Raw genomic sequence first — 14,735 nt, 5'->3', positions numbered from 1 at the left:
GAATTTTTATAAATAGTCTTTTAATTTTTTTCTTAGGACATTCAGGCTTTTTGTGACATGGAATTCTACGCCTTTTACCGAAATCCCGAAGTTTTCGGCAATGGTTTTGTAGGATTTTTGTTCGAGGTATCTTTCGTAAAAAATTTCACGGGTGCGATTAGGGAGTGTTTTGATAGTATCGTTTACTATATTTTCTATTTCGCTGGTGAATAGTTCGGAGGGATCGCATCCTTTCAATGAGGATATATTGAGTTCTATTTCACCTATTATGTGTTTATAGAGCTCGTCGTTTTTTTGTAATAAATATTTTCTCTCTTCCAGAATATCGATACATCGGTTTCTTATAATTGTAAAGATGTATCCTTTTATATTGGAAGTTTGGAACGTCGCTTTGTCCTTGTTCTCCCAATATTGGATATAGGACTCCATGACTACGTCTTCTGCGTCTTGCATGTTCCCAAGATAGGAATATGCAAACTGGATAAATCCATTTTTAGAACTTCTAAAAATGTTTGTGAAATCACTATCTTCTTGAGTAACTAATGTCATTCAACTTTAAATTAAAATAAAATGTATAGCTTGTCTGAAAAATAGTATGGAGACAATAATCGTGTTAAATATGGTTTTTGTTACATGATATTCAGTTGTTTAGGGCTTTATGAGTAATGAGAAATAAAGAAAATCGCAGTGCTAATATACTAATATTATAAGATAAAAAAGAAAACTTACATTCTTTTTTTTATAAAAAATTATAGTATTATATAAAGAAAGAAAAGAGGAGAAAAAAGGAGTGGTTACGGGAAAGTTTTCTTACTGAGGTTAATAGAGTAGAAAAGAAAAGGGGAGCAGATTATCTGCTCCCCTTTTCTTTTTAGTTATTTACCAATCCTCCTAACGAGGCCGGCAATCGGGAATCGAATGAATATACTCTGGCAAATTGCCTAATAAAATCGATTGTCGAGGCCGTTGGTTGTAATACTTTTGCGTTTTGTACTCTCGTTGTGTTTTTAGAGGTAGAGATTTTTTTCATAGGCTAATAAAAATTGATGTTTATGTATTATAAACGTCGGTAGCCTTGTAATTATTATCTGTACCTGCTTGTTTTTTTATAATGTCAGTACGATGTTGTTTTCCTCGGCCATTTTTCTCAGGTTGAGAATGGCATAGCGCATCCGCCCTAAGGCTGTGTTAATACTGACTTTGGTATGGTCTGCAATTTCTTTGAAGCTCATGTTTTTGTAATAACGCATGACAAGTACTTCCCTCTGGCTGTGTGGAAGGGCCTTGATAAGTTTGCGAACATCGGCTTCGATCTGGTTTTGTACAATTGTATCTTCGACGGTTCCTTCGCTCAATTCTTTGCGATTAAAGATATCCATGTTTTCATTATCGGTGATAACATAATTATCGGCTTTTTCCTGTCGGAAAAAATCGATAATGAGATTATGGGCGATTCGGGAAATCCATGCAGGGAACTTACCGTTTTCGGTATAGCGTCCTTGCTTGATAGTCATGATAGCCTTGACAAAAGTTTCCTGAAAGATGTCATTCGCCAATTCTTTGTCTTTTACAATATAATAAATGTAGTTGAAAGTACGGACCTGATGTCGTTTAAGCAAAACATCAAAAGCTCCATTATTACCTTCGGCATACAACGCAACCAGTTCTTCGTCGGTGCGATCGAATAAATCGTTCATTACTACCTCTCTTTTTTTTGATTCAAGCGTAATGTTTTGTCGATAGGCAATCTTTATTTAGAGTGATTCGATAATTATTATTCGTTGCAAATAAAGATGTTTTTTTTCAAATCAGAAAGTAAAAAGGAATTTTTTTCGACCTATCGTTCCATTTTTAACATTATTCTCGTGAACAAAATGGATTCTCTTTATTGAGCGTTGGGGTTTAACAGGTAGATAATATTTGTTTTAGGAACACTTGGGTGAAAGTTGAAGGTGTATTGCTGATTTTTATCATAAAAAATAATTACTTTTGCAATTCATGGAAAACTAAAAATAAGTAACTGCTATGAAACCAACTCTTTTTGTATTGGCTGCCGGTATGGGTAGTCGTTATGGAGGACTGAAACAGCTCGACGGTCTTGGTCCTAACGGTGAAACGATTATGGACTATTCGATTTTCGATGCTTTACGCGGAGGATTCGGTAAAGTCGTTTTCGTAATTCGTAAGGATTTCGAGCAAGATTTCAAGGATAAGATTCTTTCTAAATATGAAGGTCATATTCCTTGTGAATTGGTATTCCAATCTATCGACGATTTGCCGGAGGGCTTCACGTGTCCCGAGGGACGTACTAAACCGTGGGGAACTAATCATGCCGTGTTGATGGGTAAAGATGTAATTAAAGAGCCATTTGCCGTTATTAATGCCGATGATTTCTACGGTCGCGAAAGTTTTGCTATTTTGGCCGATTATTTGAAAGGTCTGGAAGGAAAGAAAAACGAGTATTGTATGGTGGGTTATCGTGTGGGAAATACGCTGTCTGAGAGCGGTTCTGTTGCTCGTGGCGTGTGCGAGACCAATGCCGAGAAACATCTTACATCGGTTGTAGAACGTACTCAGATAGAACGTCGCGACGGCAAGGTGATGTTTAAAGAAGGGGATATTTGGACTGCTATCGATGACAATGCACCTGTTTCGATGAATATGTGGGGATTCACACCCGATTATTTCAAATATTCCGAAGAGTATTTCGTTAAGTTCTTGAAAGAGAATGCAGATAATATTAAAGCTGAGTATTTTATACCTTTATTGGTAAATGATTTGATTCAAACTGGTAAGGCCTCTGTAACGGTTCTCGATACTCCGTCGAAATGGTTCGGGGTAACTTATGCTGCCGACAGGCAGTCGGTTGTCGACAAAATTCATGCGTTGATTGCTGCCGGTGAATACCCAGAGAAATTGTTCTGAAAGAATTGATGAAATAGAAATTGAAGGAGAGAGCTTATCGTGTAAAAATCGGGCTCTCTCTTTTTTTGTTATTTTATCCGGCTGGATAGATGGTGGTTTTCGTTTGTCGAGGAGAGTTCGGGCATAGTCGATTTGTACCTTAGGTTTGCTGGGGTATTTATTGTCACCTTTTTACCTATTTGTATAAATTGTACTTTTTTGCTGTTTTTAATTCACATTTTATAATTTTCCCGGCCGATAAAATTATCTTTGCTAAGATTTTCGTTGTTGTTACTTATACCAAGCAGTTGCACTCATGAATTCCCGTATATGTTATATTGTCATTTTGTTTTGTTTTTTTGCTTGCCACAGTGATCGATATCAAGAAAAGGCAATACGCTTATATGACTATGGGATTGAAATAGAATCTTTTCAACCCGATTCGGCTGCATATTTATATCGTCGGGCATTGAGCCTTACTAGCCCGAATTCGGATCTATCGGTTGCGTTGCATTTGCGTCTCGGAAACTTACTGCGTACGCATCATCTGTACAATAGAGCATTAGAAGAGCATACTATCGCCTTAAAAGAATGTATGGCGAACGATTCGACGAAATATACGGCTCGAGCTTTACGGGAAGTAGGGAAAGATTATCTGTATAAGAACAGTCCCGACAGTGCACTCGGATACATTAAAGAAGCTTTGTCGTTATCGGAAGCTGCTTCGGATACTTTGGAAATGACAGCCGCTCATAACAATCTGTCGGTCGTTTACGGAGAACTCAAAGATCTTGAACAGGCTACAAAGCACGCGTATAGAGCTATTTCTCTGTCTAAGGATAGTACTTTGATATATCGAACGTATTCTGCCATAGGTAAGATGTTTTTATTATCTGGACAGTATGATTCTGCATATCATTATAGCCGGCAAGGAAGTTTAAGCCCCAATATTTATACAAGGGCCAATAGCTATAAGCAGCTTTGCGAAGTTGCTCTCGAAACAAAAAACGGTGCGCTCTATGAAGAATGTGTAAATTTATTGAATCTTGCTAATGATTCTATTGAAAAAATTAATCGTACCGAGTCAATGGGAGAGACAGAATATCAATATGATTTGGAGCAGATTCTTTATACCGAGAAAACTCGATATTATCGTTGGATTGCCGTAGTTATTATTGGAGCTTTGCTTATCTTATTTCTGTATATTCAAAAAAGAAGGTCAAGAGATAAAGCGTGGAAAGCTCAGGTGGAGGCGTTGCGTCAAAAGATAGAAACAGCTCACGAGTGCGATGAGGGTAATATAAAGGGGAATATGGGCGAATCGAATGTCGTCGCCCGGCAGGTCGATAACGAGCGAAAAGAACTACAATCACTCATCGATAAAAAGGGTGATGTATGTGCTTTATCTTTCATGCGAACCAAAGCATACAAAAATATGAAATCGATGATCGAGGCGAAATCGGAATCGGTATTGAGTATTGATGAACGACAGATGGTCTCGCAGTCTATACACAAAGCTTTTAATGAATATATCGATGCTTTGAAAAAACATACTAAATTAACGCAAGATGAGGCGGTTTTATGTTGTTTGGTCAAGTGCGGACTTAATACCAAAGAATGTGCTGTTTGCAAAGGAGTAAGTCTAAATGCTATCCGTACTCAGAAAAGTCGGATTAAAAGTAAATTAATGTAAAAATATCGGTAGGAACTATTTGATGTGTAAATTGTTGATAGTTAGTGTTTAACAAATATTGTTTGTAATATTCTATTTGAAAATGTCTGATTATCAATACAATATAATGGCTTAATTGTAACGTCGATTATTTTTAATAAAGAATTATCGGCGTTACTTTTGTTTAAAACTTATTTCTTCATTATTATAGAGAACACTTCCTAATTATAAAATCATATTATTGCTTATGAAAAAAATTACATCAATCTGTTTGACTATCTTCTTAGGTGTCAACATTGTTTCGGCTTATGCTGCTCGTGGCGAGCAACTCGCTATTTTATCGGAAGATTTTTCGGCTTTTACCGAAGGAACCGAATCCACGCCTGCCGAGAGTGAACTTTCGACAGGAAATGCAATGATTCCTATGGAGTTCACGCACGGCATACAGTGGAAAGGACGAGGTATTCATCAAGCCGGAGGAGTTTGCGCTGTACTCTCTTATGATGACTATACATATGGGGAGACACAGGGGTGGATTCAAACGCCGTATACCGATGTGCGTTTGGACGATGGTAACTTCATACTGCGATTCCGAGCACGTTCGATTGCCCAAACGAAGGACTCGCTTATCCTTTATTTGCAAGATCAATACAGTAACAACTACTATACGAGTGAGAAATGCACCATCACCGACCAATGGCAAACGATCGAAGTCCCTTTTCAGCACAATTTCGGTATGGGGAGTCGCTTGGCCTATGTACAAATCGGGGCATACAACGATTCGTGGCTGATAGACGATATTGAAATCATACAAGACGTGTACGATATTTGCTCACCCCACGCGATCTCACCCAAAGATGTAACATTCGAGCATTTTACCGCTCGATGGGATGCCGTGTGGTCGGCAACCTCTTATCTTACGTCTGCTTATTATTATGCCGATGAAGAGAAAACACACCGTGTATATATTGCAGAGAATATCGAAACGACGGAATGTGAATGTCAAGTTACCGGTATGGAAAAAGGAAAAACTTATTTCTTCACGGTAAAAGCCAAGAATGACAAATACACTTCTGTTGAATCGAACGAGGTACAAGTGTATGTCCCCATTCGTACTATGCCAGTGCCCGAATTAGCCGATCCGACCGATATAACCGATACAGGATATACTGCTCGATGGTATCCTGTTGAGCGTGCAATGGGATATGCCGTGCGCCACTTTTTGAAACATACAGCCCGATCCGATGAAGAATACACGCTGGTGCACGAGGATTTAGAAACGATCACGGAGGGAACATTTGAATGGCCCGGTTACTTTTATGATTATGACCTTAATAAATATAGCAAAGTGCCCGGTTGGGGTGTCAATATGGGTTGTACGGTTAAAGGAATGATAGGTATCGATAATTACTACCGTGATTTTGAGGAAGGAAAAATCACGTCTCCCGAATTTGATTTGTCTCGTAACGATGGCAAATACACGGTGCAACTGAATGTGTATGCGATTCATGCTGGCGATACTGTCTATGTGGATAGTTATTGTGAAGGTGAAAAAGAACATCGCGAGTATCTGATGAAAACCGTGGGAGAGCATTCTTTTTCCGTAGATTTTACTAATGGGTCGGCTCAAACTCATTTTACCGTTACTTTCTCGGGAACGGATAAAATGTTTATCGATGATATTTTCGTAAAGCAAATTCTAAGAGCCGGAGAGAGTTATACTTCTGCATTGGCATCGTTCGAAGTGGAAGGTATCGATAACACCTCGTACACCTTTACCGACCTTACGGGTTCTGAAAGCGATGAATATCTTTATTCTGTAGCTTCTTGGTCCTATTCGTTAGATGAAGAAGGAATTTGGGGACCCAACGTATATTCGGAGTATTCAGAACCTCAAATCGTACGACTCTCTTCCTCCATCGAAAATGTTGATGGTATAGACTCTGATAAAGTTTATGCTCATAACGGAATCTTATATGTAGGGGTTGCCCGAGATGCTCTTGTCCGAATATATACTATCGAGGGTAAGTTGATACTTAGTAGACAAATTACAATAGGCAAACATGAACTGGATTTACCGATACACGGATTTTACCTTGTATATATAAATGATCATTGTTATAAAGTGAGTTTGTAGGGGACTTTGAACCGGAAAGTCGGTATTCAAGTCAGTTAAGCATAATCCAGTTATGACAACTTTCTATCAATCGGTATCTATCTATTTGTCGGATAGATACCGATTTTCATTCTGAGAAATGAATAGAAGTTGTTTCTGTATTCGATTTACATGAGCGATTGACAAAAGTCCAAGATTGGCAATGCAAGGCAAGAGAAAGAAAAGTAAACAAGTTCACTTTGTCTTTCTCTTGCCTTGCATTATCTTTGCACTTCATTTAATTTTTGTAAGATTGTATGATATGAGCTCAATGCAATTACTCCCTTATAAACAGCAGGTTAGTTCTTTGCTAAGACTAGGTTTACCGATTGTCGTAGGACAGTTGGGTATGATTATATTGGGTTTGGCCGATACGATAATGATCGGGCATCATAGTACGGAGGAGTTGGCTGCGGCTGCGTTCGTGAATAATGTATTCAATCTGGCAATCATCTTTGCGACCGGTTTTTCTTATGGATTGACTCCTCTAATCGGTATGTTGCAGGGTGGGGGAAACACACAAGGGATAGGACGAGTATTTCGTAATGCTTTGGCTGCTAATGCATCGGTTGCAGTATTGTTGACTGCTGTAATGTATACGGTCTATTGCTTTGTCGATAAGTTGGGACAGCCAGAGGAATTGTTGCCTCACATACGTCCGTATTTTGTTTTGCAACTGATTTCTTTATTGTTTATCATGCTGTTTAACGGCTTCCGGCAGTTTGCGGAAGGGTTGACCGATACTCGTACACCGATGTGGATTTTATTGGGTGGAAACGCATTGAATATTTTCGGGAATTATTTGTTGATTTACGGAAGTTTCGGATTCCCCGAATGGGGCTTGTTCGGGGCGGGTGTGAGTACATTGGTCTCGCGTATTGTTATGCTGTTGGGCTTTATCGGGGTCGTTGCTGTTGCGCGACGGTATAAAGTATATAGGGAGGCGATTTTACGCTCTCGATTCAATCGTAATGATTTTATACAACTCAATGCTTTGGGGTGGCCTATCGCTTTGCAAATGGGTATGGAAACTGCGGCCTTTTCGTTGAGTGCTATTATGGTAGGGTGGCTGGGCAGCATTCCGTTGGCGGCCCATCAAATAATGATTTCGGTCAGTACTATCGGGTTTATGGTATATTATGGTATGGGTGCTGCTTTGGCTGTGCGGGTCAGCCATTTTATGGGGCAGAAGGATTTCCCCAATTTGCGTAGAGCTGTAAATTCGGGAATGGGAATTATTTTATCGCTTGCCATTGTTGCCAGTCTATTCTTCTATTTGGTGAGGACTCCCATTATATATAGCTTTACAGAAGACCATGAAGTTATGATAGTTGTTTCTTCGTTGATATTTTCGCTGATTGTTTATCAGTTCGGAGATGCTTTGCAGATTACTTTTGCCAATGCTTTGCGAGGAACGACCGATGTCAAGCCCATGATGTGGATTGCCTTTTTCTCGTATTTTATAGTTGCTTTACCTGTGGGCTATTTGTGTGGGTTTACATGGGGCGGAGGTGTCGTAGGCGTGTGGGTCGCATTTCCTGCGGGGCTGTTTACGGCCGGATTTCTATTTTGGCTACGATTTCGTTATCGGTTGCAACAGTTAATGAAAAAATAGAGTAAACCATGAGACCGAATTCCGACAAGGTGTATTTACAACAACTTATCGCAGAAGGAGAACACCAGCAGCAGGATTTTAAATTCGAGATTTCCGATGCTCGAAAAATAGCCCGTTCCTTGTCTGCTTTTTCCAATACGGACGGAGGACGTTTATTGATAGGTGTGAAGGACAACGGTCGAATAGCCGGGGTGCGTTCGGAAGAAGAGATTTATATGATAGAGGCTGCTGCCAAACTTTATTGCCGGCCTAATGTGGAGATAAGTGTGCAGACTTATGAAGTGGACGGTAAAACGGTGCTTGTTGCAGAGATTCCGAAAGCCGAACAAAAGCCCGTGCAAGTGCAGGACGAAACCGGAAAGTATTTAGCTTATGTGCGTATTGCCGACGAGAATATATTGGCAACACCTGTGCATTTGGCTGTGTGGCGACAGAAAAACAGCGCTCAGGGAACTCTTGTGAAATATACCGAACGAGAACAATTGTTACTTGATTATTTGGCGGAACATCAAGAAATAACAGTTAGTAAATATAGCCGGTTGGCTCATATTTCTTATCGGTTGGCGATAGAGTATATTGCTCGGTTTGTACGATTTGGAATTCTCGATATTTGTTTCGAGCATCACCGGTTTTGTTATCGATTATCTCGGGAGGGATAAATAGATGTGTATGAGGATAAGATATTTTTAGTGTAAACGATGAAGTGTAAAAAAAACTTTATCTTTGTGGAAATCTTAATCTTATATCAAAACTATTATGATCAATTCAAGAAAACTTCAAATCACAGGGCTTTCGATGCTTTCACTTGTCGGTAGTGGTTGTACTGACAAAAATGGTTCGATTGAAAATGGGGTACGTCCCAATATCGTTTTGTTTTTAGCAGATGATATCGGGGCCGAGTGTTTCGGCTGTATGGGTGGTGTGTCGTATGATACACACATTATCGATTCTTTGGCTGAAAAGTCGTTGTTTTTCCCGAATATGCATGCCCAACCTCTTAGTTCTCCTTCTCGTGTACAGCTTATGACTGGATTGTATAACGATAAAAATTATGTTTGTTTTGGCTATATGAACGACGATGAGCCTACTTTCTCGCAGTTGGCACAGCAGGCTGGTTATACGACTGGTATGTTTGGTAAATGGCAGTTGGGGAGTTCACGTGAGATGCCGACCCGGTTGGGGTGGGACGAGTGGTGTTTGTTTCAACTTGAAGTATATAAAGAATTCAATGGTCCGACTGGTACAGATCGTTATGCCAATTGTATGATGGATAATCACGGTCATTATGAGTATTCGATTTATGGCCCTGATGGTTTCGAATCGGCCGCTTTTGAATTTTTGGATAAACAGAAAGATTCAGATAAACCATTTTTGCTTTATTACTCTACTCCCTTAGTACATACGCCGCACACGCCTACCCCCGATTCAGAGAGTTGGGATTTGGATTTTGCAGGTCGTTTTCAGAAAGATACGGCTAATTTCAAAGATATGGTAGCTTATCTTGATAAGAAAGTGGGGCGCATGATCGATCGGTTGAAACGTAATGGACAATGGGAAAATACGATATTTATCTTTACGTCCGATAATGGGACTTCTACGCGTATTGTTTCACAAATGGCCGATGGTACTTTGCGTCGAGGCGGTAAAGGAGACCCTCGGGGTATAGGTACTTCTGTCCCGTTGATTATATGCTGGGGAGATAAATTAGAGCCGAGGGAAAGCCAGCGATTGGTCGATTTTACTGATTTTTTCCTGACTTTTGCCGATGCCATGCGTATAGCAGTACCAGAAGAATATGGTTTAGATGGGGTGAGTCTTTTCCCGGAAATCGTTGGAGAAAAACCTCTTGAAAAGGAAATTTCTTTGATGCACTATAATCCATTATGGCCTGTGGCTGCGGCTCCTTATGCGTCTCGTGCTGCACGCACCACTGAGTGGAAATATTATTGGGATGGCCGGTTCTATAATACAAAAACAGATTTTATGGAAGAGCATCCTATTGATATAGATACGTGTAGTAACGAAATTAAGACCATTTATGCTAAATTGAAGGCTAAGGTGGAGGAATGTCCTAATTTTTATCCGGATATGCCGGGGGCTCCTCGTCGTGGTAATTATGGAACATTTTACGATTTTGCCGAGCCCAATAACCCGTTCTAAATTTGCTGTTGTGGTTTATTGTTTAAAGGGGAAAGTTTCTTTATTATTGATTTTGAGCCTGTTTCTCGTTTGTGAGTAGATTTGTTATGAGTTAAAATTTTATTTCATTGAGATAAATGATAAGGGATATTTCCAATGGAAATATCCCTTATCGATAAAAAACAATCTTATTTTACCCTGAATTTTAGACTTTGGTTTTTTCCGTTTGCTCGGATTGTCAATATATATATTCCGGGAGAAAGGAATCGGTCTGGGATATTATAGGTATAAGTTCCCGGAAGTTCTCGGTTGGAGATATATTCGGAAATTTGCTGTCCTGCGGTGGTCCAAATAGAAATATCGGCACTACCGGTTTGTTGCAAATTATAGTGGAGGCGAAGTTCTCCTTCGGCAGTGATCCATGCAAAATTATTCTCAATATGTACATTATTTATCGCGGAACTTGCTTTGACTGGATAGTAGGCTTTGAGTTCCCGCAGGGGAATCGTGATTTCAGAACGGCTGCCCGGATTTAGCACGAACCGTATTCTATCTAATGTGAGAGGAAAATCCTCAGTGGGAAAAGCTATGCCGTTTTTGGAGAAAGCCCATGCGATGGTTTGATCGCCCGTGTCCGATGGAATATATTCGGGTTGCCAGTAGCTCTTTCCGTTTTTATGCGTGAAATCAAAACGGATATGTTTGATGGCTGCCAGTGCTTCTTTCGACAAATTCAGTTGTAGGGAGATTGAGTCGGGTAAACTATATAGACGATAACTTTTACCCATTTCTACATAAGGGTTTCTTCCTGTTTTTTGATCGAACTGCAATACGGCTCCATTTGGCCAGCCGGTCGGTAATTCTTCGTGAGAAATTGAGAGCGTGTTAGATACGGTCGAGAATAGAGGAAAGTCTGATAGATCGGAGAAATTTTCGTGTACAAGAGTCTCCGGAGTTACTTCGACGATAACCTTTAAGCCGACGGTAATTGTGTCGAGTGTCCCGACGAGCGACGTTTCTCCGTTTTCTATTCCTTTTAAGATACCGTTTTCTATACGGCAGCAAGATGGATTGGACGAGGTCCATGCGAAAGCGGCCGGGTCGAGCGTATATACTTGACCGTTGATGTTTCCTTCTAAATTGATTCGGTAGGGACGTACACTGTCTATGAGAATTTCATCGGCTGCTATATGTATGTCTTGTACCGGACGGGTCGAAACGGGAAGTTCGGCCGTGATTCCGTTTTTCTCGGCTATAATTTTGCCAGACATGACCGTTTCTCCGGCGTGGAAAACAGCTCCTTTGTCCACCCAACCCAATTCGGCCGGTTCACATCGGAATGCGAAACCTTCTACTTCTACGTTGCGTTCGATCACATCTTTGTATTTATTTTGAGAAATTAAGGTGAGGGGTGCAAGGGAAATTATCGGTACATTTAATTGTGTTTTTGAGAATGAATAATGGGCCACGCCATTGTCTTCGGGAGCAGTTGAAACAAGGAGAACTCCGTCCATAACCGGGCGTAAAGATCCTCTTCCCGGAAGGTTCAGCATGGTGTGGTCGACGACAATGGCGGTGGAGCCACCGCTATCGAAATTGACTACATTCCAAGCTCCATGAGCCAGCATCCAATTAGCGATGTCGATACAGTTGATACCGGTACTATTTTCCGATAATTCCGTAGCTACGAAATAGACGGTTTTTCCATCTTGTGACATGCCTGCCATTGTGCGACAAGAAGTTTCATATTCCCGTCCGTTTTCAAAGTCATTATATTCTCCGTCGTGGAGTTTTCCTTCATAGGCTATGCTGGGGTATCCGTGGAATGCTTGTAAGATATTGTCTGGTGGTGTTCCGAATTTTCCGGCAACTAATTTTTGCGAGATGGTTATTCCTTCGCCCACTTTTATATCGGGGAGTGAATTCAGTTTTGTATTACGGAGGTATAGAACAAAATCGGTGTCGGAAGTTTGTAGGGGTAAATCCGAGACTTCGAGTACATCGCATACCGTGGGAGTCCCATTCACGATCCAATTGGATCGGGGGCGTATTTTTATGTATCTTCCCTCGGCATCCAGATTGAGCGAGTTCATATTTGTGAACAGGACGCAATCTCCGTTGCGGATTGTTTCTGCGCCCCAGTTGAAATGGTCGATTGTCACTTCGTCACCCGATGCCGAAATTGCTTTGCACTCTGGAACGGGAAAAAAGACCGATGCCGTTTTATCTTGGGTAATAGCAAATGTCGATCTTCCGCTACCTGCTGGCATAGAGATGACGCCGTTGCTAATGTTTAGTCCGATACAGACGCCTTCGTCATAACTGAAAAAGTCATGATTGAAGGCCGCGCATACTTTATGCCCCGGGGTGGTTAGCCGCTTTGACATGTCTTGTACCAATTCCCGTTTTAAATCAGGAACGGAGTTGTTCGATTGTACTTGTTCAATTACATTGTAAGGATTGGTCATGTCGATAGTGGTCGCCCACAGTGTGAGGGGAACCGATTCGTATCTGATTTTGATATACTCTATACCGGGACCTATTTCGTAGTGTTCCAATGTGTCGGCTACGCCCCAATTGGGAGCCGCGGCCGTGACGGAGAAAATTCCTATCACTATAAAAACGAAGAGCGTAAGGTTCTTTTTCATGTGTTTTAATATTAGTAAGATCTTGTGATAAAACTAAATTAGTTTTAATAACAACAAAGATATACTACTTTTTTGAATTTTAGATACTGTTTATTCTAAAATATTGTATTTAAATATTATTTATTGTGTCGATTTTCTGGTGGGTGATCGTTTTATCGTTCCTTTGAAAAGTTTGTGTTAGGATAAGATATTGTTTAATAGTGCTTTGTCGCTTCATTTTTTCTTGTAGTAGCCGTGGTGGTAAAAAAATTGACACTATTTAATTTCCATTATTATAACGAGATTCATATATTTGTTTAATATTATAGAATAGGGCTATAATTATTAAATTTATAGTATAGTTATGTCGGTTTATAGTAATTGGAAATATTTCTTCGATTCTTTTTGGAAATTTGTGTCCCGTAATAGTTATCCTATTGTTTTAGTATTGTTTTTTATATGGATATGTATAGGTATTTTCCCGTTGACATGTTATGAATCAGATAGTATGCATGTTATTGCGGGGTGTAATATCATGTATAATCAGGGACTTACATTCCCGCCAGTATATTCTTATTTATATGAAATGCAACCGTTGGTAACCTATACGGTGGTAGGATTCAAATATATATTTCCGTTTTTGACATGTGAACAAATCTATTGTTTGCTGTCTGCCATATGCGGGGCTCTATTTATCGTGGAAAGTGTGAATTTCGTTTATCGGATTACATCTTTTAGAAAAATATTTATTTTGCTTTCTCTGTTTCTTATTCCAGAGTCTTTTGCCATTTCGATGTATCCCAATTCGGCGATTTTTGCGGCTGTGTTTTTTGTTTGCGCTCTAAACAGGTTATTAGATGGAAAGTTTTATGTGGCAATGGTGTTGATGGTAATCGCTCCTTTATATAGGATAGATATCTTGATAGTTTATCCAGTGGTATTTTTTATTTTTTTATTTCAAAGGAAGAGTGTAAAAGAGAGTATAACGAGATCGGTATTTTTAGCTGTTCTCATACTTCTATTTGTGACGATTGGATATTGGGGGCTGCGGGCAAACCCTTTAACCGCATTGACCGGTTATAACGGTATGAATGAAACACACAGTTTCGCTTCGCAAGTAAAGTTTGCGGTATTTACGTTTTATACGATTCTCAATTTTGTTTTTGTCCCTATGGGTTTGGTTGTCCTTTTCCGGGAAAAGAAGTTTGGAATTATAGGGATAGCGTTGATTCCTATTATTCTCATTCATTTTATGTTTCGTTATACAGGGTGTGCGCCTAAACATTATTTATATTTGATTCCTTTTGTTTCTCTCATAAGCGTCTATGCTATGAGGTGGATATATGAGAGGGTCAAAGGGAAACCGGTTTTAAAGTACGGTATAGTTTCTATCGTAGTTTTGTTTTTATGCCTCGGTATAAGAATAGACTTTCCCGACTCGCCGTGGAGAAATGTTCCTGATTCGGATGCGAAATTAGGTCCTTATGTCCAACTTTGTAGGGAAAATTATACGAAATATCATGTCACGATAGGAGTGGGTGTAGGTCAACTGATACCGACATTAGACGAGTATATGTTACTTAGCGGGAATTTATTTTACCCGTTTTATATTCATGAATATAA

10 protein-coding genes are annotated in these 14,735 nt (G+C 39.8%); 7 read left to right on the top strand and 3 right to left on the bottom strand.

The window, feature by feature from the left end:
- Positions 1-6: 6 nt before the first annotated feature.
- Together QVD32_RS04075 and QVD32_RS04070 are read right to left on the bottom strand one after the other, a co-directional pair.
- Positions 7-549, bottom strand: a complete 543-nt coding sequence (locus QVD32_RS04075) for an RNA polymerase sigma-70 factor (protein ID WP_021892142.1) — start codon at positions 547-549, stop codon at positions 7-9.
- 557 nt (positions 550-1,106) lie between these two features.
- A complete protein-coding gene (locus QVD32_RS04070) occupies positions 1,107-1,697 on the bottom strand; it encodes an RNA polymerase sigma factor (RefSeq protein ID WP_008860859.1) in 591 nt (196 codons plus the stop codon).
- A gap of 328 nt (positions 1,698-2,025) precedes the next feature.
- Here QVD32_RS04070 and QVD32_RS04065 point away from each other — a divergent pair, with 328 nt between their 5' ends.
- The 6 genes from QVD32_RS04065 to QVD32_RS04040 all read left to right on the top strand — a co-directional run bounded on the left by QVD32_RS04065 (position 2,026) and on the right by QVD32_RS04040 (position 10,506).
- Positions 2,026-2,925 (top strand): glycosyltransferase family protein, encoded by a 900-nt coding sequence (locus QVD32_RS04065; RefSeq protein ID WP_046410248.1) that lies wholly within the window; start codon positions 2,026-2,028, stop codon positions 2,923-2,925.
- A gap of 295 nt (positions 2,926-3,220) precedes the next feature.
- Positions 3,221-4,597 (top strand): tetratricopeptide repeat protein, encoded by a 1,377-nt coding sequence (locus QVD32_RS04060; RefSeq protein WP_118687453.1) that lies wholly within the window; start codon positions 3,221-3,223, stop codon positions 4,595-4,597.
- Positions 4,598-4,823: 226 nt separating this feature from the next.
- Positions 4,824-6,713, top strand: coding sequence for a fibronectin type III domain-containing protein (locus QVD32_RS04055; RefSeq protein WP_008860856.1), 1,890 nt, complete (start codon positions 4,824-4,826; stop codon positions 6,711-6,713).
- A gap of 280 nt (positions 6,714-6,993) precedes the next feature.
- Entirely contained in the window at positions 6,994-8,346 is a 1,353-nt protein-coding gene (locus QVD32_RS04050; protein ID WP_021892145.1) for an MATE family efflux transporter, read from the top strand.
- A gap of 8 nt (positions 8,347-8,354) precedes the next feature.
- The gene (locus tag QVD32_RS04045; RefSeq protein WP_021892146.1) at positions 8,355-9,005 is read left to right on the top strand and encodes an AlbA family DNA-binding domain-containing protein; all 651 of its coding nucleotides are present in this window, start codon (positions 8,355-8,357) and stop codon (positions 9,003-9,005) included.
- Between the two features lie 97 nt (positions 9,006-9,102).
- Positions 9,103-10,506 (top strand): sulfatase family protein, encoded by a 1,404-nt coding sequence (locus QVD32_RS04040; RefSeq protein WP_021892147.1) that lies wholly within the window; start codon positions 9,103-9,105, stop codon positions 10,504-10,506.
- A gap of 167 nt (positions 10,507-10,673) precedes the next feature.
- Here QVD32_RS04040 and QVD32_RS04035 read toward each other — a convergent pair whose 3' ends face one another.
- Positions 10,674-13,133 (bottom strand): phosphodiester glycosidase family protein, encoded by a 2,460-nt coding sequence (locus QVD32_RS04035; protein ID WP_021892148.1) that lies wholly within the window; start codon positions 13,131-13,133, stop codon positions 10,674-10,676.
- A gap of 487 nt (positions 13,134-13,620) precedes the next feature.
- On the opposite strand from QVD32_RS04035, the gene QVD32_RS04030 reads away from it, so the two are divergent.
- Positions 13,621-14,735, top strand: a 1,115-nt coding sequence (locus QVD32_RS04030) for a hypothetical protein (RefSeq protein WP_287710151.1), incomplete at its 3' end; no start/stop codon positions are given.

Origin of the sequence: Barnesiella sp. (assembly GCF_022723415.1) — a bacterium.
Lineage (GTDB): Bacteria > Bacteroidota > Bacteroidia > Bacteroidales > Barnesiellaceae > Barnesiella > Barnesiella intestinihominis.
Note: the sequence above shows the minus strand (reverse complement) of the source record. Positions and strands in the feature narration are given on the sequence as shown.